We start from the raw sequence: 24,766 nt of genomic DNA, 5'->3' as shown, positions 1-24,766 counted from the left end.
GCATAATCATGGGATATCAGATGGATGTCGGATCGCTTCTTCTGAGTGCCGAGACCCACGCAGCGAGGGTCGAAGGCATCCTCTTGGCCGACCCCGCCCTGGCTGCACTGTGGCGGATGGAGACAAGCCTTCTGGAGGCTGCCGCCTCGGTCGGCCTCGAAGGCGAGCGCATCTCCACGCAGGGGATGGTGCTGCGTCTCACCAGCAGCACCGCGATGGAAGAGGATGCCCGGGCGGCCGAGATGGCTCTGAAGGTTCTGACCGTCATCCGGCGGCCCGGGGATCCGTTCGGCGAACCGGTCGCGGCGCTGCGCCGGATCGAAGCGGCCGCCACGCCCATCGGTCAGACACGCGACGAGGGCGATCGTCTCGAGGATGCGGAGCTGCCCCTGGTCGTGGAGGCTGGTCGCGCCTGGTCTCACGTTCCGATCCTGGCGGGATGGCGCGCAGCGGCCAGCTATGCCTTCCGTTCCCGGCGCAGCAGCCCGGTGGCCGAGCGGCTGATCTTCATGGCCGTGGAGGGTGCCGCGCGTCATCTGCAGGGCCTGTCTCCTGATCGAAGGGCCGGTTCTGATGAGCTGGACGAGAGGGCAGGGGGCCTGCTGATGCCGGCAGTGGCCGGGTGGATCGTGCCGCCCTCCGTATCGCTGACCCGCACCGGCTTCCGGGTCTGGTCGCCGATGACCGGGCTGGCCACGTTCCTGGAGGCCGCCACGCGGAGCCTCTCTCATGATCTCGGTCATCTGGGGACCCTGCGCCATGAGTTGGCACGTCTCTCGGCCATGACGTCGTCTGCGCATGGGCGGTCGCGCCTTGGCGACCTGATCGCCCATCTGCGGACGCAGCCGGTGATCAGCTCGGCGATGGTCATGGATCATCTGGGCGTGACGCGCCGGACCGCCCTGTCGCTGATCGGCGAACTCGTCGATGCCGGCTGCCTCAGCAATCTCACCGCCCGCAACACCTCGCGGTTCTGGGCGCTGCCGTCTCTGGCCGTACAGATGGGACATGCGGGAGGGGCAGGGGCCGCTCGTCGCGGTGTGTGCGCCGGCCGCGAGGGGCCGAGCGAACGCATGAAGCAGATCGGTGCGTTGGACCGAATGAAGGGAGGGCGCGACGAGGGCCAACTGGACCGGATCATGGCGGATCTTGATGCCGCGATGTCGGGCTTGGATGATGTCGTGCGCCGGGCGGGGGGCCGGCAGCGGAAAGAAGAGTAGGGAAGCTCGGACTACGCACCTTATAGAGTGGTCCCTAATTAGCTAGGTAAAGAAGTCGCGGTGCTTCTCACGTAACTCTGGTGCGTTAGTTACAGTCTGGCTGAGATGCGCCCGCATGGCGTTGATTGCCGCATCCTCATCGGCCTTGAGAATGGCATCGACGATCTCTCGGTGTCCATCGAGGATATGGCGGATTTTTATCTCATCATGCGGCTGCATTTTGCGCATACGATTAAGGTGTCCGGACCTAGCGTTGACGAGCTGATGCAAACGCTCGTGTCCGACGCCACTGAACAGCACGCGATGAAAGCTATCGTCCAGTTCCTGAAAGGTGCGCAACTGATCGGGCTGATCGGCGATGGCCTCCTGCATGCGGATGATCGCTTTGGCGTCGGATATGGTTTCGTTGGCGCCTTGGCGCGACAACTGGCGCACCACCTCGGTTTCCAAAGCCACGCGCATGAAATGCGCCTCGTAGATGCGGGCAATGTCAATCTTGCTGACAACGGTCTTCGACTGCGGATGCACATGCAGAAGTCCATCCTGCTCTATGCGCTGCAACGCCTCACGCAGGGGTGTCTGGCTAACGCCGTATTCCGCCGCCAATTCGGCGCGCAGCAGCACCGTACCTGGCGGCAGGTCCAGCGAAATGATCCGCCGCCTAAGGTCGTCATAAAGCTGCGAAGCGACATTACCGTGTATGGCGAGCTCGCCGGAGCGCGTCGGACCTGCTGTGAAACCGTTCGCCTTGCTCATCTTGTACCGATCGTTCTGGGTGACGTGTCGCGAGACCCGACGCATGATGTCTCTTGTGACGGACTAAAAATAGCTATTTCAATCCCCGCCTCCGGCGTCAAACTGAAAACCAATGTCCATGCGCGCGACCATCTCGGCCACCTCGCGACGGTCCTGGGCTGACAAAACGGGGCCGGGCATGCGCAGGGCCGAGCAGTGCAAGGCTCCACGCTGGCGCATGACCTCCTTGCGGATCGCGATGCCCCATTCGCCTTGGGCCTCATAGCGTAGAAGAGGAAGATATCGTTCAAACAGGGTATGTGCCGCTGCAATGTCGCCCGCCATGTACAATGCGTGGACCCCTGACAGCATCTCGGGGAAGGAAAAGCCGGCCATGGGTCCGTCCGCACCACGGGACAGCTCCTGTGGCAGATAGAGGCCGTTGTTCCCTGTGAGAATGCGAACCCGATTTCCCAATTCTGCGCGTAGACGTGTGATTTTGGGCACGCTAGGCAGGTCCTCTTCCTTCACGACACCGATCTGCGGAAACGCGTCTACCAGTCTTCTGATCAAAGGTGGCGACATCCGGACGCCCGAATGGCCTGGAAAGTCCTGCAGAACCGTCGGCGTATCACCAATGCGTTCGAACACCGCGTCGAAATAGCGCATTAAATCTTCGTCGCCGTGCGTACCGCGCGGCGGACAGATCATGACGGCGGATGCCCCTTCGGCCATGACATGCCGCGTCACTGTCACCAGTTGTGCGAGACTTGGGCTGGACACACCTGCGATAATCCGATGTCCCGCGGCAGCCTGGATGAATTGCCTTGCGACAAGGATCGATTCATCGGCGGTCAGTTTAGTTTGTTCGCCACTGACACCCAGGATCGTCAGTCCCTGCGCCCCGTGTCCATAGTAAAAGGCGGACAGGCTGTCGATGCTGTCCAGATCCAGGTCCCCATTCGCGCAGAACGGTGTCTGCGCGACGATATGCAGTCCGACGCAGTCCTTCAGTGACGAAATGCCCACCACGCGCTCCCCCTTCGACTGACTCTGATAAAGGTATTCCGTCCCGATCCTGTCTGGTGCACGGTCATCCCAGATGCGCCTTTTCGCGGGCCGCTTCTCCCTGCGCACGTACCTGCGACAAAGTGGCTCCGGATGACAACGCCTCGGGATCAAGGCGCAGCTCGATAATGGCCAGTCGACCTGCTGCCTTGGCACGCGCGAAGGCCGCAGGAAAATCTGCCGTATCAAGGACGGTCTCGCCCCACCCGCCATAGGCCTGGGCCAGTGCGGTGAAGTCGGGATTTGCAAGGGCGGTTCCTGATACCCGGCCTGGGTAATGGCGCTCCTGATGCATGCGGATGGTGCCGTACTGACCATTATTGGCGATGATCACGATGGGTGCCGCACCATGCTGGATTGCAGTGGACATCTCGTTCAATGTCATCTGGAAGCAACCGTCGCCGGCAAGGCAGACGACTGTGCGGTCCCTATGCGCAATGGCGGCCGAAATGGCGGCAGGGAAGCCATATCCCATGCTGCCCGACGTCGGTGCCAACTGGGTGAACGGCGCCTTGTAGACGAAGTAACGGTGAAGGAAGGCCGCATAGTTTCCGGCGCCATTGGTCAGAATGGCATCCTTGGGCAAGTTGTTCGACAGCCAGTGGATCACCTCTTCCATCTTCACCCGTCCGGGCGTTTCCTTCGGCGTGACCCACGCCTCATATTCCGCCCGTGCCGTTGCGGACCATGCACCCCATGGAATTTCAAGCGGGGTGGTTTGGGCGAGCGCCGCCAGCATGTCTCCTGCGGACGCAACGATCCCCAGATCGGGTCGATAGACCCGACCCAGCTCGTCAGCATCCGGATAGACGTGCACGATGGTCGGGCGGGGTGCCGCCGGGTCCAGGAGCTCGTATCCCCGGGTCATGCTGTCACCCAGCCTGCCCCCGATCATTACAAGGCAGTCGGTCTCGCTGAGGCGCGAACCCAGCTTGGGGTTCATACCGATCCCCAGATCGCCGACATAGTTCGGGTTGCGATTGTCCAGATGGCACTGGCGCCGGAACGGCACCGCCACCGGCAGGCTCCAACGCGTCGCGAAACGGGCCAGATCATCGCTGGCTTGCTGGTCCCACAATGTCCCGCCCACCATCAGCAGCGGCCGGCTTGCCTGAGACAGAGCCCGGATGACTGCAGTGACCTGTGCCTCGCTGACAGAAGAGGGCGGCGCAGCCATCGCCGGAATGTCTGCGACATCAGCATGGGAAGACAGCATATCTTCGGGCAGCGCGAGAACGACCGGGCCGGGCCTGCCAGACATGGCCACATGGAAGGCGCGCGAGATGTATTCGGGCAGGCGCTCGATCCTGTCCACCTCTGCCACCCATTTGGCAAGGGGGCCGAACATGGCGCGGTAATCGACCTCCTGAAAGGCCTCGCGGTCGCGATGCCCCCTGTCGATCTGTCCCACGAACAGGATCATGGGCGTCGAGTCCTGACGAGCGACATGAACACCTGCCGAGGCATTCGTTGCCCCAGGCCCGCGGGTCACAAAGCAAATGCCGGGCTGGCCGGACAGCTTGCCATGGGCCTCTGCCATCATGGCGGCGCCGCCTTCATGACGGCAGACGATGTTTTCGATCGACGCCTCATGCAGCGCATCCAGAGCCGCCAGAAAGCTCTCGCCGGGAACCGAAAAGACGCGCGTGATGCCCTGAAGTTTCAGTTGGTCGATGAGGATCTGTCCGCCATGACGCATGATGCATATTCCTTCTAAGAGGGGTGCGCAGGGGTGTGCACCCGATAGGTGGCCGGACATCACCAGCCGATAAGGCAAGAGCCGGCCCCCATTTGGGGGCCGGTGGCGTCAAACTGCGGGGCGCTGTTTGGGCTTTCGGATTACGATCATGTAGACGAACGCAGCTGTCAGACCGAGGAAGAACAGGCTGTCCAGACTGGTCAGGAAGATCGTCGGATCCCCATCGGACAGAGACATCGCGCGCCGGAAGTACTGCTCGAGATCAGGCCCCAAAATAAATCCTAGCAGCATGGCTACGCAGGAGTAGTTCTGGCGACGCATGTAAAAGGCAAGAATGCCCAGAACCAGCGACAGCGCCATCTGAAAGATCGACAGCGTGGCGACATAGCTGCCCACCAGCGCCACCACTGCGATACCGCTGTAAAGCAGCCCGCGGGAGATGGTGACCATCTTCAGGAACAGCGGTCCCAGCAGATACAGGGTCAGCGGGATCAGGATCAGTGCGCTGACGATGAGCGAAGCGAACATGGGAGAGATCAGGTCCGCCTGGTTCTCCATCAGCCGCGCACCGGGCTGCAGCCCGTTGATCACCAGAACCCCGAGAACGATCGCCGTGGTCGGGTCGCCGGGAATGCCGAACATCAGCATCGGCACGAAGGCGCCCCCGCACATCGCATTGTTGGCGGATTCGGCGGCGGCGATGCCCTCGCGGCTGCCATTGCCGTACTCGTGGGGTTTGCGTGATGCCCGTCGCGCCTCGATATAGGATACGAAGGCAGCCATCGACCCCCCAGCACCCGGCAGGATGCCGATCAGATAGCCGATGATCGTGCTCTTGAGGTATACCCAGATACCGATTTCACGCACTTCGGACCACAGGGGAATAAAATCCCGCCGGGTGATCTTGATGCGGTTGACCGCATCCAGGTCGATCTGCTTCTCCAATCGCCAATTCTGTGCCTGTATCAGGATCTCGCTGATCGCGAAGGCACCGATGACCAGAGGCATCAAGTCGATGCCCTGGATCAGGTTTTCGGTCCCAAAGGTGAACCGCGGCACCGAAAGCAACTCGTCGATGCCGATGGTCGCGATCATCAGTCCCAGCAGCATCGCTATGGCTGCCTTGGCCAGATTGCCCTTTTCAACGATGACGATGACGACCAGCGCGAAAAAAATCAGCGCAAACTTGCCCGGCGTCTGGATGAGCAGGGACACCTTTGCTGCGATCGGCATGAATGCCATCAGCAGAACCGCCCCCAATGTGCCACCGATCATGGACCCCAAGGCAGCATGTCCAAGCGCATTGGCACCCTTGCCGCGCTTCATCAGCTTGTTGCCGTCCAGTGCCGTCATCATCGACGACGGCGCGCCGGGGATGTTGATCGTGATCGCCGTGATAGACCCGGAGTACATTCCTGACATGAAGATCGACGCGCACATGATCAGCGCGGGCACGACATCGATCTGATACGTGACAGGCAGCAGCAGTGCGATGGCCAATACGGATGTCAGGCCCGGCATCGCCCCGAAGAAGGTCCCTATCAGGAACCCGCCGACCAGCATCGCAAAGTTTAACGGATCGGTCAGAGCGGCAAAGCCGTTAAAATAGCTCAGGAACGTATCCATCAGATCACTCCGAACAATGCCGGCAACCGGACGCCGAAGATCACTGCATAGAGAATGTAGAACGTTGCCGTCACGACGAGTGCATACAGGACGAAGGCCACAGGCTGCGCGGTCCGGAACTCAAAGATAACGAACAGCGACGACACGAACAGCAGTGTCGACAGGCCATAACCCAGAGGCTGGAACAGAAAGATGTACGCCCCTGTCGCCACCATCACCAGGATGGGGCGCAGGATGTCGCCCGGCTGGTCAGGGGACGTGTCCTGCCGGGTCTGTCGGATCAGCAATACCAGCAGCAAGGCATACATCATCACGGCGGCGACGACGGGCATGGCCCGCGGTCCCTGCCAGAAGTCCTGGCTTTGCCCCCGGATGGCGAAGGTCTGCGCCAGATAGATCGTCGTCAGGACGACGAAGAAAACGGGCAGGGCAAACTCCATCGTCAGGAGCCTCGGGCGACCTGTCATGTCGATCTCCATGGGAATTGGGGGTGCGTCGGGCGCTGCTGCCCGACGCTAGGAATGTCCGGGTCGCCCGGTTACTTCGACAGCACGCCAGCCTCGACCAGCGCGTCCATTTGGCCGAACAGCTCGGTCTGGGTCTGCTCGGACCACGCGGTGACCTCGCCCATGCCTAGCCAGTCGGGGGTCACGCCAACATTGGCGACCCATTCCTGGAATTCGGCGCTGTCATAGGCCGCTTTATATGCCGCTTCGATTCGTGCAGCCACGTCGTCGGGGGTATCGGCGGGTGCGGCCATCACGATGAAACTGCCGATCTGAAGATCGACACCCAGATCCTCGGCCATCGGCACGTCACCGTAGGTGGGATTGGGCGAGGACGAGAATTCGGCCAGACCGACGACCGTGTTGTCCTCCAGCAAGTTGGCAAAATCGCCGAGCGAGGTCACCGCACCTATCGCCTCGCCAGACAGGATCGCCTCCTTCTGAGGACCGGCGCCGCCGGGATAGGAGACCGTCTTAAACTTGGCACCGGTCAGCTGTTCCAGTTGCAGCAGCGCCAGGTGAACACGACCGCCGATATTCTGAACCGCAATGCGGATCGTATCAGGCGCCGCCTTGGCTGCCGCGACGACATCGTCCAACGTCTTGTATTCGGCGTCCGAGCTGATGACGAGCGAGTCAGGCTCGCTGGTGACACGGGCAATCAGCTTGAGATTGTCCATATCGTACCCCGGCAGCATGTCTTGCCATGGGATGGTGACGATACTGTCATAGGTCAGGGCCACGATAGTATGGCCATCCGGCTGTGCGCGCATAACCTGGTTCACCCCGGTGGCGCTGATGCCGCCATCGATGTTCTCGACATACATCGTGCTGCCAATCTCGGCTTCCGCGAGGAGTGTCAGCTTGCGGACGATCGCATCGGTACCGCCGCCAGCGCCCCATGGCACAACGACCCTGATGTCCTGTTCGGGGTAATCCGCAAATGCTGTGACCGGCATCCCGTAGAGTGCGCATGTGGCCAGCATGGCCGTCAATGTTTTGTGCTTCACGTCAAGTCTCCTCCGTTTCAACCTGGCGCGGACATGGTCCGGCACCACCCTCCGTCAAGGCCGCCCGGTACATCAGGCGCGTGTGCGGTCGACATGCGTCGAGCAAGCCAACCTGCGACAGAAGCTAACCATATATATTAATACTTGCGCAGGAAAGTGTGTTGTGTGACCAATGTCCGGATTTGTCGAGTGACGCTAAATAAACGAGGGATTGAGCCATGATTTATGACCACCGCACGTATACCTGTCGCCCGGGCACGATTAAAAAGCAGCTGGCCCTGTACGCGGAACACGGCTGGCCGACGCAGCGGCGTCATCTTGGAGATCCCGTAATTTTTGCGGCAACGGAGACGGGGAATGTTAATTCCTACGTCCATGTCTGGACTTACCAGAATGCCGCAGACCGCGAAGCCCGCCGGACACAGCTGCAGAACGACCCGGCATGGGTCAGCTATCTGAAGATGAGCGCCGAGGCTGGTAATCTGATCTCGCAAACCAATGCCATCCTGACACCAGCACCGTTTTTTAAGAGTTGATTGGATGATAGCGTAGAGGTGAGAACGCCGGGTCGGCGGCCAGAGACATCAATATCCAATCGGAACCACTCGTATGCCACTGATGATCGACGTCGCCCCTTCCGTACGCTGGCGGAAGGGGCGATTTTGGTGATTAGCTGCGCGATGCGATGAGGTCGCGCATCATGGCCACTTCTTCTTCGGTCAGATCGGTCAGGGGCGCGCGGACATGTCCCGTCTCGAAGCCGCGCAATGCCACACCGGCCTTGACCGCGGCGACGGCATAGCCCGCCTTGCGGTCACGGATCTTGGCGAACGGATAGTAGAAGTCACGCAGCAGTGCTTCACAGGCTTTGTCGTCACCTGCCTTGAAGGCGCCGTGGAATGCCAGCGCCGTCTCCGGGACAAAGTTAAACACTGCCGATGAATAGGTCGCCATGCCTGCCCCACGATAGGCCTGGGCGAACAGTTCATGCGTCGGCATGCCGCCGATGTAGGAAAGGCGGTCGCCCAGCAGGGCCGTGACACGGCGCACGGTATCGATGTCGCCTGTGCCGTCTTTGAAGCCGATCAGGTTCGGACACTCCTCGACAAGTTTGGCAAGGGATTCAGCAGAGATCTGCGACTGTCCGCGATTGTAGAAGATGACGCCCATATTGGTCGCACGGCATACCTGGCGCACGCGGTCGACCACACCCTCTTGCGGCGCTTCAGTCAGATAATGCGGGAGCAGCAAGATGCCATCGCCACCTGCGGCCTCGATCTCACGGGCCAGGTCGCACGCGACGCGGACCCCATAGCCGCAGCCCGCGATGACCGGGGCATTCCCCGCGACAGCCTTGGTCGCGCGGACGACGTCGACGATCTCGGAGGGTGCCAGCGAAAACATCTCGCCCGTGCCGCCCGCCACGATCAGGCCCGCGACGGGGTATTGGGCCAGCCATTCCAGATGGGCTTGAAACGGTTTGGCAGCGAAGTTGTCCTGTGCGTCAAAAGGCGTGACCGGAAAGGACAACAGGCCGTGACGAATGATCTCGCGCAGTTCGGTAGGGGGGATCATGGAATTCTCCTTGAGATTGGATCAGGCCAGGTCGTCGGGCATGACGCCCTGGGGGATGTTCTGAAAGCAGACTGGGCGCAGGAAACGGCGGATCGACAGAGTGCCGACGGATGTCGCGCCGAAGTTCGTGCTGGCGGGATATGGGCCACCGTGGACCATCGCATCGGCAACCTCGACACCGGTCGGAAAGCCGTTGACCAGCACGCGCCCAGCCTTTCGTTCGAGGACCGTCAGCAGCTGACGGGCCAGCTCGGTGTCGCTGTCATCCATGTGCATCGTTGCGGTCAGCTGGCCCTTCAAGGCCTTCGCGATGTCCACCATCTGATCCGGGCTATCGACTTGCACGACCAGCCCAAGCGGCCCGAAGACCTCTTCCGACAGGGATGGGTCGGCCAGCCAGCGCGACGCGTCGACCTTGTAGAGGTTGGGCAATGCTTCCCGCCCCTTGCTGTCGGTGGATATTACCGGTTCGGCGCGATCTGCCATATGGGCGGCTCCCTCGCGGTAGGCGGCAGCCATGCCGGTCGTCAGCATCACCTGCGAAGACGCCTTCAAAAGCGCCTCTCGGGTCGCCTGCACGAACTTCACTGCGGCGGCGCCCGCCTGCACCACCGCAATGCCGGGGTTGGTGCAGAATTGACCCGCGCCCATCGTCAACGAGGCGGCCCATCCTACGCCCAGTTCCTCAGCACGCGCCGCTGTGGCCTGCGGCAGGAGGAACATCGGATTCACCGAACCCAGTTCACCAAAGAACGGAATTGGCTCATCGCGTTGCGCGCAGAGGTCGAACAACGCCCGGCCGCCGGACAGCGAACCGGTAAAGCCGACCGCCTTGATCAGGGGATGTTGGACAAGGGCCGTGCCGACGTCACGTTTGCCGCCCTGGATCAGACTGAACACGCCTTTGGGCATTCCCGTGGCCTCGATTGCCGCCTTGATCGCTTCAGCCACGATCTCGCCCGTTCCAGGGTGGGCGCTGTGGCCCTTGACCACCACGGGGCAGCCTGCCGCCAATGCCGCGGCTGTGTCTCCGCCCGCGACCGAGAACGCCAGTGGGAAGTTCGAGGCGCCGAACACCGCGACCGGGCCGATGGGCCGTTGGATCATCCGAAGATCGGGACGGGGCAGGGGCTGGCGGTCAGGCAATGCCGCATCATGCCGGCGGTCAAGATAGCCACCTTCGCGGATGTGCTGCGCAAACAGGCGCAACTGACCGGTCGTGCGGCCGCGTTCACCCTGGAGGCGCGCCACGGGCAAGCTGGTTTCTTGGGTTCCAATGGCGGTGATGGCATCCGCGCGGGTTTCTATCTGGTCGGCAATCGCTTCCAGAAAATTGGCTCGATCCGCGCGGCTGGTATGGGAATAGGCGGCAAATGCGTCTTCTGCTGCATGGCAGGCACGGTCGACAAGCTCGACGGTGCCCACCGAGAAAGAGAACCGCGGTCCGCTTGCCGGATCCGACTCAAACGTCTCTGATCCCGCCACCCATTCTCCCGCAATCAGATGATTCCCGTGCGGGGTGGCGATTGTCTTGCTGGCGTCCATCTAAGGCTCCTCCGTCATGATCCCGTCCGATCGGAAAGCACTTCAACCGAACAATTGAAATGCTAATATTTCAGTTGAGCCGTATGGTCAAGCTGATCAGGATGCTGTCTGACAGCGGATGTGGCTACGTAATGATGAATTCCGACCATCAGTGGCCACAGCATCCGACAACAGATGCATTGACAGCGGCGTTCTCTGTATAACATATTGCAGATGCTGTCTGACATCTCGGAGAGGAACGGGCGGTCAGCTTCTAGGGAGGATAAGATGACCAGATCCGCACGCTTGGGCTTGATTGCCACCGTGTCTGCCGCAGCACTGGGCCTGTCGGCCTTGTCAGCCATTGCCGAGACTCCGGAAGACCAGCTGGTCGTCGGGTTTTCGATGACCAACATCCTGACACTCGATCCAGCGGCCATCACCGGTAAGGAAACTGTCCAGGTTCTGGCCAATGTCTATGATGGGCTGGTTCAGCTCGATCCGGAGAACCGATCAGAGGTGCAACCGGATCTGGCCGAAAGCTGGGAAGTCTCGGACGATGCGACAACCATCACCTTCACGCTGCGCGATGGCGCGCAATTCGCATCGGGCAATCCGGTCCGGGCGGAAGATGTCGTCTGGTCGTTCCGCCGTCTTCTGACGCTCAACCTAGCGCAAGCCAGCTTTCTGAAGACATATGGGTTCACGGCCGAAGGTGCGGAACAGGCATTTACGGCACCAGACGACCGGACCGTTGTCGTGACCCTGCCGCAGAAGGTCAATCCGCAGCTGATCATCGCCACGCTTGGCATCGTCGGCCCCGGTTCGATCATCGACTCTGCGCTGGTCCAGGAAAATGAACGCGACAATGACTGGGGTGCAGCTTGGCTTTCACAGAACTCTGCGGGATCGGCGGCTTTTTCGCTCCAGCAGTGGCAGTCGAACAACCTCGTGCTGCTGACGCGCAACGATAATTTCTGGGGTGAACCGTCCGCCATGCGCCGCATCATCTGGCGCCATATCCCGGAATCCCAAAGCCAGCGGCTGCAACTGGACCAGCATGACCTGGATATTGCCTTCCAGCTTGCGCCTGCCGACCTGAAGGCGCTGGAAACCGCCGAAGGTATCGACATCCAGACGACACCCTCGGCAGGGTTTTATTACCTTGCCATGTCGATGGCAGATGAGCGGTTCCAGGACCCCAAGCTGCGCGAGGCGATGCGCTATCTGATCGACTATCAGGGCATGAACGATGCCATTCTGCCTTATTTCGGCAAGCCTCATCAAAGGCCCATTTCGGGCGGGTTTTTCGGACTGCTGGATGACCCCGGGTATGCCCCGGATCCCGAAAAGGCCAAAGCGCTGTTAGCCGAGGCGGGCTATCCCGACGGGATCGACGTGACGCTGCGGGCCTTGTCGGACGATCCGTTCCTGAACCTAGCCACGGCTCTACAGGGATCGCTGGCGCAAGGCGGCGTGCGGGCCGAGGTGATAACCGGATCGGGTGAACAGATCTATGGGGCCATGCGAGAGCGCAACTTCGAGATGATCGTCGGTCGGGGCGGCGGCGGGCAATTGCCCGATCCCGACAGCAACATGCGTGCACTGATCTACAATCCTGACAATTCGGACGAAGCGCAGCTCACCAATTTTCAGGGGTGGCGAACCAGTTTTTCGGACCCGAAACTGAACGAGATGATCGACGCCGCCGCATCGGAGGCCGATGACGAGGCACGCCGCCAGCTTTACGTCGATATCCAGAACAGGATCGAGGAGGTGGTGGTGCCGATCATCCCCTTCTCCGAGGTGGTCACCTCTGTCGCCTATCGCGACGATCTGGAGGGGTTCGTGCTGAATCCATCGTGGTCCACCGACCTCGCGACCGTGGCCAAGGTTCGCTGAGCGAAAAGGGGGCAAGTTGCCCCCGCAGCCCCGGGGAGGGACAGGATGGAACCGACATCACGCATGGCCGGCTTCGCCCGGCAACTAGGCACCATTGCCGTGACATTGCTGGGCCTTTTGGTCCTGACATTCGCGATCGGGCGGATGATGCCGGCCGATCCTGTCCGCGCCATCGTGGGCGAGGAGGCCTCGCAAGACACTTACATGCAGGTCTACACGCAACTGGGGTTCGACCGGCCCTTGCCGGTCCAGTTCCTGATGTATCTGCGTGATGTGCTGACCGGAGATTTCGGAACCTCGATCCGCACCGGGCAGCCGGTGATCCAGGATATTCTTATGGTCATGCCTGCGACGCTGGAACTGGCTACGCTGGCGATCCTGATCGGCGCGGGACTGGGCATCCCATTGGGCGTGCTGGCGGCGGTCAACAAGGATCGGTGGCCCGATCATGTCATCCGCATTTTCAGCCTGATGGGCCACTCGATGCCGATCTTCTGGACCGGGATGATCGCACTACTGGTCTTCTACGCAGCTCTTGGATGGGTCGGCGGTGGTGGGCGGATCAGTGACTATTATATAGGACTGGTGCCGCCAGTGACGAATTTCATCGTCATCGATGCCATGCTGGCTCGCGAATGGGACGTCGTCTGGTCCGCTTTGAACCACCTGATCCTGCCTGCCAGCCTGCTGGGTTATTCGTCTTCGGCCTATATCACTCGGATGACACGCAGCTTCATGCTGGACCAGATCAATCAGGAGTACATCACCACCGCGCGCGTCAAGGGGCTGTCCGTGCGCCAGACCATTTGGCGGCATGCTTTCCTGAACATCCGCGTGCAATTGGTAACGATCGTGGCGCTTGCCTATGGCGCACTGTTGGAAGGGGCCGTGCTGATCGAGACAGTCTTTTCCTGGCCCGGCTTCGGGCAGTACCTGACGTCGAACCTGATGACGGGCGACATGAACGCGGTGATGACCTGTGTGCTGCTGGTCGGCGTCATCTTCATTGCACTGAACCTGCTGTCGGACGTGCTGTACCGCGTCTTTGATCCGAGGACCCGCTGATGCTGACCGAACGCGCAACTGACTCCGGCTCGTCATCTCTTTCTGCTCTAGCCCCGGCAGGGCGCATCCTGCGGTTTCTTCTGCGCCAGCCGACGTCGGTTTTCGGGTTGGTGGTCATCGCGCTGCTGGTCTTTGGCGCGATCCTTGCGCCGCTTCTGGCGACACATGCACCCTATGCTCAGGATCTGTCCAACACCCTGGCACCACCCTCGGCGCAGAACTGGTTCGGAACCGACGAGCTGGGCCGCGACATCTGGAGCCGTCTTGTCTGGGGCACCCGCATCACCCTCTCGATCATCGCGCTGGTGACGATTGTCGTCGGACCCATCGGCCTCGCCGTGGGGACTGTTGCGGGCTATTACGGGGGGCGCATTGACACGGTGATGATGCGCATCACCGACATCTTCCTGTCTTTCCCAAGCCTGATCCTGTCGCTGGCCTTTGTCGCGGCCCTCGGTCCGAACCTGAGGAATGCCATCATCGCCATCGCGCTGACCTCTTGGCCACCGGTTGCTCGCCTGGCACGCGCCGAGACGATGACCTTCCGAAAAGAGGATTACGTGTCCGCCGCCCGACTGCAGGGCGCGTCCGATCTGCGCATCATCTGCAAATCGATTGTGCCGATGTGCCTCCCTTCGGTGACGATCCGGCTGACCCTGAACATGGCCACCGTGATCCTGACGGCAGCGGGCCTGGGCTTCCTGGGTCTTGGCGCACAGCCGCCGCTGCCGGAATGGGGAGCAATGATTGCTACGGGCCGGCGCTACATGATCGACAGCTGGTGGTTGGTGACCTTTCCGGGCCTTGCGATCCTGTGCGTCAGCCTGGCTTTCAACCTGATCGGCGATGGTCTGCGCGACGCGCTGGACCCCAAACAGTTGAACCGGAGGTGACATGAGCACGATCCTGCAGGTCGAGGGACTGTCCGTCGCGTATCGCGGCGCGACTACCCCCGCCGTCCACGACGTATCGTTTCAGCTGAGTCAGGAGCGACTTGGCATCGTAGGCGAAAGCGGGTCGGGAAAGTCCACCGTGGGTCGCGCGTTGCTGAAGCTGTTGCCCAATGCGGACATCACGGCACAAAGGATGCAGTTCCAGGACATCGACCTGATGGCCGCGTCCGAAAAGCGCATGCTGGATATCCGGGGCAAGCGGATCTCGATGATCCTCCAGGACCCGAAATTCTCGCTGAACCCGATCCGGCGGGTGGGCGACCAGGTGGCCGAGGCCTGGCTGGCCCACAATCGCGCACCGCGAGCCGAGGCGCGCCGCAGGACGTTGCAGATGCTGACCAGCGTTTCTATCCGCGACGTCGAGCGGGTCTATGACCTCTATCCGCACGAGGTTTCGGGCGGCATGGGGCAACGGATCATGATCGCCATGATGCTGCTGACCGACCCACAGATGGTCATCGCCGATGAACCGACTAGCGCGCTGGATGTGACGGTCCGGATGCAGGTCCTCTCCATCCTCGACGGCCTGGTGCGAGAGCGGGGCATCGGCCTGATCGTCATCAGCCATGACCTGAACCTGGTCCGAAATTTCTGCGATCGCGTGCTGATCATGTATGCGGGCAGGGTGGTCGAGACGGTGAAGGCATCCGAGCTGGACCAGGCCCGCCACCCCTATACCCGGGGGTTGCTGGCGGCCCAGCCTCGCATCGGCGGCCCGCGCAAGCCTTTGCCGGTTCTGCAACGACGCCCGGAATGGAGCGAGGAGGCCCCATGAAACCCATCCGCGTTGAAGATCTCAGCATCACGCTCGGTTCCACGCGCATTCTGCATGACATCAGTTTCGATGTGCGGGCAGGAGAGTGCTTCGGCCTCGTCGGTGAAAGCGGCTCTGGAAAGTCGACCATCCTGCGATGCATGTCGCTGCTGATGTCGGCATGGCAGGGACGCGTCATGATTGGCGAAGAGGATCTGCGCGGTCTGCCTCTGGCGCGTCGGTGCCGGACATTGCAGATGGTTTTTCAAGATCCCTACGGGTCACTGCATCCGCGCCAGTCCGTGCGCACCACCCTCTCGGAGCCGCTGCGTATTTACGGCATTGTCGACAGGGACGACCGGATGGCCCGAACAATGACCGATGTCGGTTTGCCCCTGGCCTTCCTCGACCGGTTCCCACACCAGTTGTCGGGTGGTCAGCGGCAGCGCGTGGCCATCGCCCGCGCGCTGATCCTGGAACCTGAAATCCTGCTGCTGGACGAGCCGACCAGCGCGCTTGATGTGTCCGTGCAGGCGGAGATCCTGAATCTTCTAGCCGAATTGCGCGAACGTCGCGGGTTCACCTACATCATGGTCAGTCATGATCTGGCGGTGGTGGATCACATGTGCGACCGCTTTGCCGTCATGCAAAAAGGTCATCTGGTCGAGGTCCTCACCCGCGGAGCTTTGACCGGCATCCCTGATGAACAGGCTCGCCACCCCTATGCCAAAGAACTGATCGAGGCATCGATCGCCTATGACAGCGCCATGTGACGGGTGGCCGCCGGATTGGCATGCGCGGCTGGATGCGCCTCTGCCACTGGCCTATGGCGCGCCCGACTGGCGCTCTCGCATTCGAGCTGCATGGACGGCCGCATTGCCAAGCCCGGACCCGGTGACGGAATTTCAGGGTGATTTATTACATTTCGCCAGCGGTAAGTGCGCTGCAGGCATCGTTCTCCGTCCCGACCGCGTAAGCGGATGCGCCGTCCTGATGTTTCACGATCACGGCGGGCGCTTTGATCAAGGCTGGCGCAAGATGATCGATGATCCGCAGGGCTTTTACAGCGGTTCTCCCGCGCACCGCCTGGTTGCGGCGGGACACCCGGTCTTCTGCTTTGACACCTTGGGTTGGGGAAGTCGGCAAATGGCAGGTGATCAGCAGGCGCTGGCCTGCGCGGCGATCGGGTTGGGCACCAGTCTTGCGGGCCTGGTCGCGGGCGAGGATCGCGACATTGCCAGCTGGATCGCGACTCGCCCCGAAGCCGCATTGGGCGTGGCCACATGGGGGTTTTCCTTTGGCGGTTTCCGAGCCTGGCAGGCTCTGGCGGTCAGCGATCATGTCGATCGAGCTGTGGCTCTCTCTTGGATGGCAGAGCGTCGGACGCTGCTTCGAGCCAACGCCCCGATCACCGCAGGGCAGGCCGCGTTCTGGATGGTGCACCCATCACTGACCGGATTGGCCGATCTGCCCGACCTGGCTGCAGCCGGGGCACCCAAGCCCCTATTTCTGCGGTCGGGTGATGCCGACCGACATCTGCCACTTCAGGCTGTCGAACCAGCCTATGCACATCTTCGACGTATCTGGAGCGGGGAACTGGATGCAGTAATCTTTCCAGGTGGGCATTTGTGCCCACCCGATGTGCAACAACAGGCGATCACCTTTCTCAGGTGACGCGGTTGTTCTCGATGAAGTCAAAATCGATGTCTTCGCCGATGCCGGGACGGTCGGGTACATGAACCCAGCCATCGGCGTCCATAGGATCAGATAGCTGGCGAAGATAATCAAATCCCTCGTCATATTCGAGGAATGGATGCAGCAGTCCGCGTTCATACCAGCGGCAATTGCGTGAGGCGGCGCAGACGGCAAGGTTCATCGCCGTGTTCCCGTGAACCTCGCAGTCCATTCCAAAGCTTTCCGCCATCCGCATCGTCTTCAGCGCTGGTGTTATGCCGCCGACGTCATTGACGCCGGTCCGCAGGATGTCGCAGGCGCCATGACGCACCCACTCCGCCCGGTGCCAATGTTTGCCGCCGGCGCTTTCCGGCCCGACGACCGGAATGTCCAAGTTGTCGGCCAACCACTTGTAGGATGACATCGACTGTTCGTCCAAGGGCTCCTCGATCCAGTCAAAACCGAGCTTTTCCAGGCCCCGTCCCAATTCGAGCGCGTCGACGCGCGAATACCAGTGAAAGGCATCGATCATAAGGTGGATGTCGGAGCCGACGGCCTCACGCACCGCGGCACAGGCCTTCAAATCCATCCGCACGTCCGGCGCCCAGCTCACAGGCGGCATCCAGGTGTGCAGCTTGATTCCCTTGTATCCGCGCGCCACAAGCGTTTCTGCAAATCGTCCATAATCCTCGGGGGTGGCAAGACCGCCCTCCAGCTCATCACCGCACATGATCGAGCCATAGGCGCGGATCTTGTCCCGATACCCGCCGATCAGCTTGTGGACAGGCTGGTTCAGTGTGCGGCCCGCCAGATCCCACAGTGCCACGTCGACCGCTGCCAGCGTCCGATCGGACAACTGGGCGGCCGAGCCGCGTTGCCAGTGCGCCAAGTCGTGCCACAGGCGTTCTCGGTCACGGTGGTCCTGCCCAATCAGGACAGTCTTGACATATTTGTCGATAACATGCGGACGAACGATTTCCGGGACGGTGAAGCTGTGTCCCTCGTGCCCGTCTTCGGTGCGCAGCGTCAGCATCGACGTCTTGACCTGATGCGGAGGTCCTGGATGCGCATGGCCCGCACTGTCGGAATGGCGCCGCGTGGTGCTTAGAAAGTGCCGCACTTGAACGTCGGTAATGATCATACTGTCCTCCGCTTCTTTGCCGAGGACAGTAGTAACCTGTATGACATCTGTCAATTATGTGTATTAGAACTTTCATGCAACAAGGCTCGGTATCGGGACAAGCTGCCTCGTAGGTGTGCCCGCATCGCCTCTCGTGCTGCGGTCTCGTCGCTTGCAAAGATGGCGCGGCAGATCGCCTCGTGCTCGTCGCGCAAGTGGATGTTGTAGTCCTTGGGGCGGACATCATCCTGACCTGTCTGCAGCTTTCCACGAGGTATGATTCCGATCCGGATCAATGACAGAAACTCGGCGAAGCGGGGATTGTTGGTGGCCTCTGCAATCGCCAAGTGGAAGGCAAAATCCAGATCGCGGGTGGGTTGGCCTGCGTCCAGGCAGTCGATAAGGGCACGGTGGGCGTCGGCGATACGCTCTTCCTGAACGGGACTCCGGCGAAGTGCTGCAAATGCCGCGCTTTCGACCTCTACGGCAATCCGCAATTCTAGCAGTTCGATGATGGAGGAGACCCGTCCGGCATCCAGGTTCACGAATGGCCCGCCCCGCGCCTCCTGCGCGAAAATGCCCGCACCCTTGCGCGCCTCGACCAGTCCCTCGAACGACAACGTGGCGATCGCCTCGCGCACGACCGTGCGGCTGACCCCATGGATCTCGGTCAGCCGGGACTCCGATGGCAGGCGCTCTCCGGGCTTTACCCGGCCCCCGACGATCTCGTCGCGCAGGGCGTTGGCTACCTTGGTCGAAAGTCTCTCTCTAGTTTTGGTCATGTCCGCCCCCACCTGTATGACAACATTAGTCAGCTTTGAGGTGAAAGACAAACAACCTGTTTCTGCCCGCCCAGCATGTCAGGACCTATTTCATCGGCGAGCTATTTCTGGGGCGCTGATTATATGAGGCCAGGTCGAGGGGACCCTACCCGCTGCCGTACCTTTCGATGCACCAGGACCACACGGCATCGAGGGCACTGCCGGGCGAAGATGACCGCTTCCGCACCAGGTAGAACCCCGTGTCGGCATCGAAGCCTGCGTCGCCGAGGTTCAAAAGGCGCCCCCCATCCAGATCCCCCTGGACAAAGGCCCGACACGCGATCGCAATCCCCTGACCTGCCAGCGCCGCGTCCAGCGCCAGGGACGTCTGGTTGAACACTGGACCCGGTACCTTGCCATGGGTCCCGAAGTATCTTGACCAGTAGTCGTAGCCGTCATGCAGAAGCGGAAGGTCGGCGATCTGATCGGGTGCTGTCTCGGATGAGGGCACGCCCGGCAGGTGCGGGCTCGCCACAAGAACAAGCTTTTGCGGAAACAAAAAGCGGGCCTCCAACGCGGACGGGAAGGGGGGACGCCCTTCCCTAACCGCAAGATCGACCTGATCGCGGTCGAAATCCGAGATACTGGTTGTCGCCACGGTGCGAAGTTCCACCGACGGAAGCGCTGCCTGCAGGGCCGACAACTGCGGAATCAGCATCCGGGTCGCGAAGGTCGGTGTAACGCTGATGGTGACGGCATCCGCACGATGCTGCAGCTGATCGGTGGCGGCGCTCAGCAGCGCGAAGGCGCGCGACACGTCAGCAAGGTACGCCTTCCCCTGTCCCGTCAGCGCGAGGCCGCGTGGCAGCCTGTGAAACAGCGCAAGGCCCAGATGATCCTCCAGAAGCCGAACCTGCTGCGCGACCGCGCCCTGCGTGACGCCCAACTCCTCGGACGCCGCGCGGAAGTTCAGATGGCGCCCGGAGACCTCGAAGGCGCGAAGGGCATTCAGTGACGGCAGCGTTCTGAGGGAGATCGACATTTTGATCCTGCAGTTTTTCTACTGGATAGCCGTGTTTTATCTCGCGCGTAAGGCTCCGCGACATCGGTCATAAGGGGCGTGACGCCCCGACCGTGGGGCAGATCGACACCTTATCTATTTCTTCGCAGATCGGGACCGCCATGACTGCCCACCGTTCACTTCTGATGCCGACCTCCTATTCGGTGATCCTGGCCGTCAGCGGCACGCACCTGATCAATGACCTCATCCAGTTCCTGCTGCCAGCGCTCTATCCGGTACTGAAGACAGAGTACGCGCTCAGCTATTTTCAGCTGGGGCTGCTGACGCTGGCGCAGCAGATCACGGCCTGCTTTCTGCAGCCGATCATGGGTCTCTACGGAGATCTCAGGCCCAAACCCTACATGCTGGCAGTATCCATGGCAGTGGTGGCTGTGGGCGTCGTGATGTTGGCCTTGGCCAGTTCATTTGCACTCCTGCTCGCGGCTGCTGCGGTGCTTGGTATCGGTTCGGCACTGTTTCATCCGGAGGCCTCGCGTGTCTGCCGCATGGCCTCGGGTGGCAGGTTCGGTTTCGCCCAGTCCAGCTTTCAGGTCGGCGGCAACACCGGGACCGCCCTCGGGCCCCTTGCCGCGGCGCTGTTCGTTCTGCCCTTGGGGCAGGTCAGCACGGTGTGGTTCGGCCTGCTTGCCGTGATCGGGTTCGTGATCCTGTTCCGGATCGCGGGCTGGTTCGCCAATCACCAGAGGATGCTGAAGTCGGCCGGAACCCCGCGGACCGAGGGCCCGCAACTGTCACGTCCGCGGCTGATCCTAGCATTCGCCGTCATCGGCGCCCTGCTGCTGAGCAAGTTCGTCTATATCGAGACCTTCAAAAGCTACTATACCTTCTTCCTGATCGAACGGTTCGGGATGGAGATCCGCCAAGCCCAGACCATCCTGTTCGTCTTTCTGGGCGCCGTGGCCGTCGGCACATTCTTCGGGGGTCCCATCGGGGATAGGATCGGCCGGAGGAGGGTGATCTGGGTGTCCATCGTCGGGGCGCTTCCGTTCGCACTGCTGCTGCCCCACGTCAACTTCTGGGGGGTGATCGTCCTCAGCATCCTCGTCGGCCTGATCCTGTCGTCGGCATTCTCAGCGATCGTGGTCTACGCCCAGGAGCTGATGCCGCAGAAGGTCGGCATGGTGTCCGGCTTCGTCTTCGGCTTTGCGTTCGGGGTCGGGGCGCTTGGCGCAGCCGCCCTTGGGGGGATCGCCGATCTGGTCGGCATGCAGCAGGTGTTCAATGCGCTGTCGGGACTGCTGTTTCTTGGATTTCTGACAGCGCTTTTGCCCGAAATCGAGTGAAGCCTATTGTGGTCTTTTGAGGTAACGGGGAAGACGAGGTCAGCGCCCATTGGCTGATCGCTGCCGGTGATCCGTGGTCATGCGCAGAGCAGCAGGTGTTCAACTTGCCAGCAGGTCTGCTCAAAGCGTAAGCACGGCGCACCGACATGACCGATAACAGGGCAGACCAACATGATGCGGCGCGTACTTCGATCCCTGGGCCCCGCGATACCTGTAGGCAACCCGACGGAGGCGTTGCGCGCCGGGTTGGGGGCATTGATCGGCTTGGTCGTGGCGGGCGCATTCGTCCTGGCTGCGTCTGCAGATGTCCATCTGGGGCTCTTTCTGATCGCGCCATTCGGGGCCAGCGCCGTGTTGATCTTTGCAGTGCCCAGCAGTCCGCTGGCGCAGCCATGGTCTGCTGTGGTCGGAAACACGGCTTCTGCCTTTGTCGCCATCGCCGTTTGTGCTGCACTTTCCGACCCCGTCCTGCGGATCCCCGGGGCGGTGGGTGCCGCCATTGCGATCATGATCACGCTGCGCGCCCTTCATCCGCCCGGTGGCGCAGTCGCGATGACCGTGGCCATGAGCCCTGATCTGGCCCAGGAGAGCGGACTGTGGTTCGCCTTGAGCCCGGTTGCCCTTGGAACCGCGATCCTTGTCGTTGTGGGTGTCCTCTATGGACGGGCCACCGGGCGCCATTATCCGTTTCGCCAGTTCGAACAGATCAACCCACAGGGCACGTCTGATCATGTGGCAAGCGAACGCCTTGGCCTGTCTGAAGATGATCTGGTGAAGATCCTGGCTCGCTATCGACAGTCTCTGAACCTAGGTGTCGAGGACCTGGCTCGCCTCATTGCCGCAGCAGAAGTCACGGCTGCAGGACAGCGAACCGGCAGCACCAAAGTTGCGGATATCATGTCACGTGATTTGATCACCGTTGGCCCGAACACCTCCTTGCACGATATCGCAGCCTTGTTTCTCCGGCATGAGTTCACTGCATTACCCGTGGTCGAGGCTGGGGGGCATTTCCTCGGAGTGATCTACCAGCGTCATTTGCTCGGTGGCGCGCGGTTTCGTCATCCTGAATGGCTGGAACGTATTCGAGGCGCTCGTGCACAGAGTAGCCGCGCTCTGTCACGGGCAAGTCAGATCATGGAAACAGATGGCCCCACCGCGTCGGCCGACACGCCAATCGCTGCGCTGTTACCGCAAATGGCGGACGGGAAATGCGATGCCGTACCTGTCATTTCAGCAGGTCGCATCGTCGGCATTGTGACCCGAACCGATCTGATCGCCGCGCTGGCGAGATCCGGCCTTGCGAATTGACGGCAACATCACGAACTGTCCAACAATTGGCAGGCGCGTCGGAGACCCAGTATTTCTTTGCGGTCTGCTGGCGATGTTGAGTCGACTGACCGGCCTAAAGCCGGCAATGCAGCGATCAGAACGGTGGGTAATCGGATATCTCGGAAGAAATGCACGACTGTTGGCACGCCCGAAATCGGCGCAGATGGCTCTGAAAGCGTGGCCTATGAACGGTCCTGAACCGGGAACAGATGCTGAAACGCGCCGGGCATCCGAGCCACATCCGACAGGCGGCAGGTGTCCAGAACACCCATGAACGCCTCCCTTGCCTGCAAGATCACGGCAGGCAGTCCGCAGCCCTGGGAGATACGGCATGTGCTGCAATCCACCAGGGGGTCGTCGCCCTCGGTGTGTCGGACGACTTGGCCGATGGTGATCTCGATGGCCGGGCGAGCCAGCTGCAGTCCACCCTGTCTGCCTCGGGTGGTCCGTATAAATCCTGCGCTCCCGAGGTCCTGAACGATCTTCATCAGGTGGTTCTGGGAAATATCATGGGCCTCGGCGATCTGGCGGATCGATACCAGCCTGCCGTCGCTCGCTGCGAGATAGATCAACGCACGAAGGGAATAGTCGGTGTAGCGGCTCAATTTCATAGGACATAAATACAAGTATTTGCTTTGCATGTATAGCGCCGTATAGATGTATAAGAAATGCATGTTTAGGAGAATCACATGGCTCGCCCGTTGTCCCTGCAGACCATCACGTTGGTGAAAGCCACCGTTCCCGCCCTGGAGCAATACGGCCCATTGATCACCGAGACGATGTACCGACGGCTGTTCGAAAACGACCATATCGCCGCGCTGTTCAACCAAGCAAACCAGCAGAAAGGCACGCAGCGGCTTGCCTTGGCGCATGCTGTTCTGGCCTATGCCCGCAACATCGAAAATTTGGAGGTTCTGGGCGCAGCGGTCGAACGGATTGCCCAGAAGCATATCGGATACGCGATCCTGCCCGAGCATTATCCCTTCGTCGGCCAAGCCCTTTTAGGCGCCATTGAGGAGGTTTTGGGCGACGCCGCCACGCCCGACATCCTGGCGGCCTGGGGCGAGGCCTATTGGTTCCTGGCCGATCTGCTGATCGCGCGCGAAGCCGCTATCCGTGCCGAAATCGAGGCACAGCGCGGCGGCTGGACCGACTGGCGCCGCTTCACGGTCGCAGAGCGGCATGTCGAGGCCGACGGCATCGTATCATTCGTGCTGCGCCCCGAGGATGGCGGTCCTGTCGTTGCCCACCGACCAGGCCAATATCTGACGCTGCGCTTTGACGCGGCCGGACTGCCCGGGGTCAAGCGCAACTATTCGATCTCCAGCATGCCGAGCGACGAGAGCTATCGCATTACCGTCAAGCGCGAGGCAGAGGGAGAAGCGTCCCGCTTCCTGCATGACCATGCGTTGGTGAGGACGATCCTGGAAACGACGCCGCCCGCCGGCGACTTCCACCTGTCAGACAATCCGCCGCGGCCGGTTGTCCTTCTGTCGGGTGGGGTTGGTCTGACGCCCATGGTCAGCATGCTGGAAGTCCTGGCCCGGCGGCATCGGGACGTCCCGGTCCATTATGTTCACGGAACAAGCAGTCCTGCACACCACGCACTATCCCGGCAGGTGCAGGACGCTGCGACGCGCCACGGAAATATTGTCGTCAGTACTTTTTACGAGAGCGGCGCAGACGTCCCGGCCCATCCTGGTCGGATCAGCATGGATTGGTTGCGGACCAGCGTCCCGCTGACCGAGGCCGACATCTACTTGTGCGGCCCGCGTCCGTTTCTCCGCTACTTCGTTGCGGGCCTGAGGGAGGCGGGTGTTCCTGCCGATCGGATCCACTACGAGTTCTTCGGTCCCGCGGATGAGCAGCTCGCGGCCTGAT

23 protein-coding genes are annotated in these 24,766 nt (G+C 61.3%); 11 read left to right on the top strand and 12 right to left on the bottom strand.

The genetic code is table 11. The features are described 5' to 3' along the window. Nucleotides 1–8 precede the first annotated feature (8 nt). Nucleotides 9–1,220 (top strand): helix-turn-helix domain-containing protein, encoded by a 1,212-nt coding sequence (locus tag GBO37_RS16920; RefSeq protein WP_252930115.1) that lies wholly within the window; start codon nucleotides 9–11, stop codon nucleotides 1,218–1,220. Nucleotides 1,221–1,262: 42 nt separating this feature from the next. On the opposite strand, the gene GBO37_RS16915 is transcribed toward GBO37_RS16920, so the two are convergent. The 6 genes from GBO37_RS16915 to GBO37_RS16890 form a co-directional block, all read right to left on the bottom strand. Next, complete coding sequence (locus tag GBO37_RS16915) at nucleotides 1,263–1,976, bottom strand: GntR family transcriptional regulator (protein ID WP_252930114.1); 714 nt, start codon at nucleotides 1,974–1,976, stop codon at nucleotides 1,263–1,265. Between the two features lie 78 nt (nucleotides 1,977–2,054). Continuing rightward, nucleotides 2,055–2,987: a dihydrodipicolinate synthase family protein gene (locus GBO37_RS16910; RefSeq protein WP_252930113.1), complete on the bottom strand. Its 933-nt coding sequence runs from the start codon at nucleotides 2,985–2,987 to the stop codon at nucleotides 2,055–2,057. Nucleotides 2,988–3,048: 61 nt separating this feature from the next. Next, the gene (locus GBO37_RS16905; RefSeq protein ID WP_252930112.1) at nucleotides 3,049–4,722 is read right to left on the bottom strand and encodes a thiamine pyrophosphate-binding protein; all 1,674 of its coding nucleotides are present in this window, start codon (nucleotides 4,720–4,722) and stop codon (nucleotides 3,049–3,051) included. A 108-nt stretch (nucleotides 4,723–4,830) separates the two neighbouring features. Continuing rightward, nucleotides 4,831–6,348: a tripartite tricarboxylate transporter permease gene (locus GBO37_RS16900; RefSeq protein WP_252930111.1), complete on the bottom strand. Its 1,518-nt coding sequence runs from the start codon at nucleotides 6,346–6,348 to the stop codon at nucleotides 4,831–4,833. Then, on the bottom strand, nucleotides 6,348–6,827 hold the full coding sequence (locus tag GBO37_RS16895) for a tripartite tricarboxylate transporter TctB family protein (RefSeq protein ID WP_252930110.1): 480 nt from the start codon (nucleotides 6,825–6,827) through the stop codon (nucleotides 6,348–6,350). The genes GBO37_RS16900 and GBO37_RS16895 overlap by 1 nt, the downstream gene beginning before the upstream one ends. A 59-nt stretch (nucleotides 6,828–6,886) precedes the next feature. Beyond that, nucleotides 6,887–7,864, bottom strand: coding sequence for a tripartite tricarboxylate transporter substrate-binding protein (locus GBO37_RS16890; protein ID WP_252930109.1), 978 nt, complete (start codon nucleotides 7,862–7,864; stop codon nucleotides 6,887–6,889). A gap of 218 nt (nucleotides 7,865–8,082) precedes the next feature. Here GBO37_RS16890 and GBO37_RS16885 point away from each other — a divergent pair, with 218 nt between their 5' ends. After that, nucleotides 8,083–8,400 (top strand): NIPSNAP family protein, encoded by a 318-nt coding sequence (locus GBO37_RS16885; protein ID WP_252930108.1) that lies wholly within the window; start codon nucleotides 8,083–8,085, stop codon nucleotides 8,398–8,400. Between the two features lie 133 nt (nucleotides 8,401–8,533). On the opposite strand, the gene GBO37_RS16880 is transcribed toward GBO37_RS16885, so the two are convergent. Together GBO37_RS16880 and GBO37_RS16875 are read right to left on the bottom strand one after the other, a co-directional pair. Next, nucleotides 8,534–9,439: a 5-dehydro-4-deoxyglucarate dehydratase gene (locus GBO37_RS16880; protein ID WP_252930107.1), complete on the bottom strand. Its 906-nt coding sequence runs from the start codon at nucleotides 9,437–9,439 to the stop codon at nucleotides 8,534–8,536. A gap of 21 nt (nucleotides 9,440–9,460) precedes the next feature. Continuing rightward, nucleotides 9,461–10,984, bottom strand: a complete 1,524-nt coding sequence (locus tag GBO37_RS16875) for an aldehyde dehydrogenase (NADP(+)) (RefSeq protein WP_252930106.1) — start codon at nucleotides 10,982–10,984, stop codon at nucleotides 9,461–9,463. A 267-nt stretch (nucleotides 10,985–11,251) separates the two neighbouring features. Here GBO37_RS16875 and GBO37_RS16870 point away from each other — a divergent pair, with 267 nt between their 5' ends. From GBO37_RS16870 to GBO37_RS16845, 6 genes are all read left to right on the top strand, one after another. After that, a complete protein-coding gene (locus GBO37_RS16870) occupies nucleotides 11,252–12,865 on the top strand; it encodes an ABC transporter substrate-binding protein (protein WP_252930105.1) in 1,614 nt (537 codons plus the stop codon). 45 nt (nucleotides 12,866–12,910) lie between these two features. Continuing rightward, nucleotides 12,911–13,930: an ABC transporter permease gene (locus GBO37_RS16865; RefSeq protein WP_252930104.1), complete on the top strand. Its 1,020-nt coding sequence runs from the start codon at nucleotides 12,911–12,913 to the stop codon at nucleotides 13,928–13,930. Beyond that, nucleotides 13,930–14,823: an ABC transporter permease gene (locus GBO37_RS16860; protein ID WP_252930103.1), complete on the top strand. Its 894-nt coding sequence runs from the start codon at nucleotides 13,930–13,932 to the stop codon at nucleotides 14,821–14,823. Before GBO37_RS16865 ends, GBO37_RS16860 begins: the two co-directional genes overlap by 1 nt. A 1-nt stretch (nucleotide 14,824) precedes the next feature. Continuing rightward, the gene (locus GBO37_RS16855) at nucleotides 14,825–15,658 is read left to right on the top strand and encodes an ABC transporter ATP-binding protein (RefSeq protein ID WP_252930102.1); all 834 of its coding nucleotides are present in this window, start codon (nucleotides 14,825–14,827) and stop codon (nucleotides 15,656–15,658) included. Beyond that, the gene (locus GBO37_RS16850) at nucleotides 15,655–16,410 is read left to right on the top strand and encodes an ABC transporter ATP-binding protein (protein ID WP_252930101.1); all 756 of its coding nucleotides are present in this window, start codon (nucleotides 15,655–15,657) and stop codon (nucleotides 16,408–16,410) included. The genes GBO37_RS16855 and GBO37_RS16850 overlap by 4 nt, the downstream gene beginning before the upstream one ends. A 121-nt stretch (nucleotides 16,411–16,531) precedes the next feature. Then, nucleotides 16,532–17,311, top strand: a complete 780-nt coding sequence (locus GBO37_RS16845) for a hypothetical protein (RefSeq protein WP_252930100.1) — start codon at nucleotides 16,532–16,534, stop codon at nucleotides 17,309–17,311. Here the strand turns inward: GBO37_RS16845 and GBO37_RS16840 are convergent. The 3 genes from GBO37_RS16840 to GBO37_RS16830 all read right to left on the bottom strand — a co-directional run bounded on the left by GBO37_RS16840 (nucleotide 17,304) and on the right by GBO37_RS16830 (nucleotide 20,234). Next, nucleotides 17,304–18,452, bottom strand: coding sequence for a mandelate racemase family protein (locus GBO37_RS16840; RefSeq protein ID WP_252930099.1), 1,149 nt, complete (start codon nucleotides 18,450–18,452; stop codon nucleotides 17,304–17,306). The two genes, GBO37_RS16845 and GBO37_RS16840, sit on opposite strands and share 8 nt — an antisense overlap. Before the next feature lie 50 nt (nucleotides 18,453–18,502). Continuing rightward, nucleotides 18,503–19,213: a FadR/GntR family transcriptional regulator gene (locus tag GBO37_RS16835; RefSeq protein WP_252930098.1), complete on the bottom strand. Its 711-nt coding sequence runs from the start codon at nucleotides 19,211–19,213 to the stop codon at nucleotides 18,503–18,505. A gap of 145 nt (nucleotides 19,214–19,358) precedes the next feature. Then, nucleotides 19,359–20,234 (bottom strand): LysR substrate-binding domain-containing protein, encoded by an 876-nt coding sequence (locus tag GBO37_RS16830; protein WP_252930097.1) that lies wholly within the window; start codon nucleotides 20,232–20,234, stop codon nucleotides 19,359–19,361. Nucleotides 20,235–20,326: 92 nt separating this feature from the next. Between GBO37_RS16830 and GBO37_RS16825 the strand changes: the two genes are divergently transcribed. Both GBO37_RS16825 and GBO37_RS16820 read left to right on the top strand, forming a co-directional pair. After that, on the top strand, nucleotides 20,327–21,556 hold the full coding sequence (locus GBO37_RS16825) for an MFS transporter (protein WP_252930096.1): 1,230 nt from the start codon (nucleotides 20,327–20,329) through the stop codon (nucleotides 21,554–21,556). A 174-nt stretch (nucleotides 21,557–21,730) separates the two neighbouring features. Beyond that, on the top strand, nucleotides 21,731–22,864 hold the full coding sequence (locus GBO37_RS16820) for an HPP family protein (protein WP_252930139.1): 1,134 nt from the start codon (nucleotides 21,731–21,733) through the stop codon (nucleotides 22,862–22,864). Nucleotides 22,865–23,067: 203 nt separating this feature from the next. On the opposite strand, the gene GBO37_RS16815 is transcribed toward GBO37_RS16820, so the two are convergent. After that, nucleotides 23,068–23,526 (bottom strand): Rrf2 family transcriptional regulator, encoded by a 459-nt coding sequence (locus tag GBO37_RS16815; RefSeq protein ID WP_252930095.1) that lies wholly within the window; start codon nucleotides 23,524–23,526, stop codon nucleotides 23,068–23,070. 48 nt (nucleotides 23,527–23,574) lie between these two features. Here GBO37_RS16815 and hmpA point away from each other — a divergent pair, with 48 nt between their 5' ends. After that, nucleotides 23,575–24,765, top strand: a complete 1,191-nt coding sequence (gene hmpA, locus GBO37_RS16810; protein WP_252930094.1) for an NO-inducible flavohemoprotein — start codon at nucleotides 23,575–23,577, stop codon at nucleotides 24,763–24,765. The last annotated feature ends 1 nt before the right edge of the window (nucleotide 24,766 follow it).

The organism is Paracoccus sp. 08 (assembly GCF_024105395.1).
GTDB classification, from domain to species: Bacteria; Pseudomonadota; Alphaproteobacteria; order Rhodobacterales; family Rhodobacteraceae; genus Paracoccus; species Paracoccus marcusii.
This window is presented reverse-complemented; position numbering and strand designations above follow the sequence as displayed.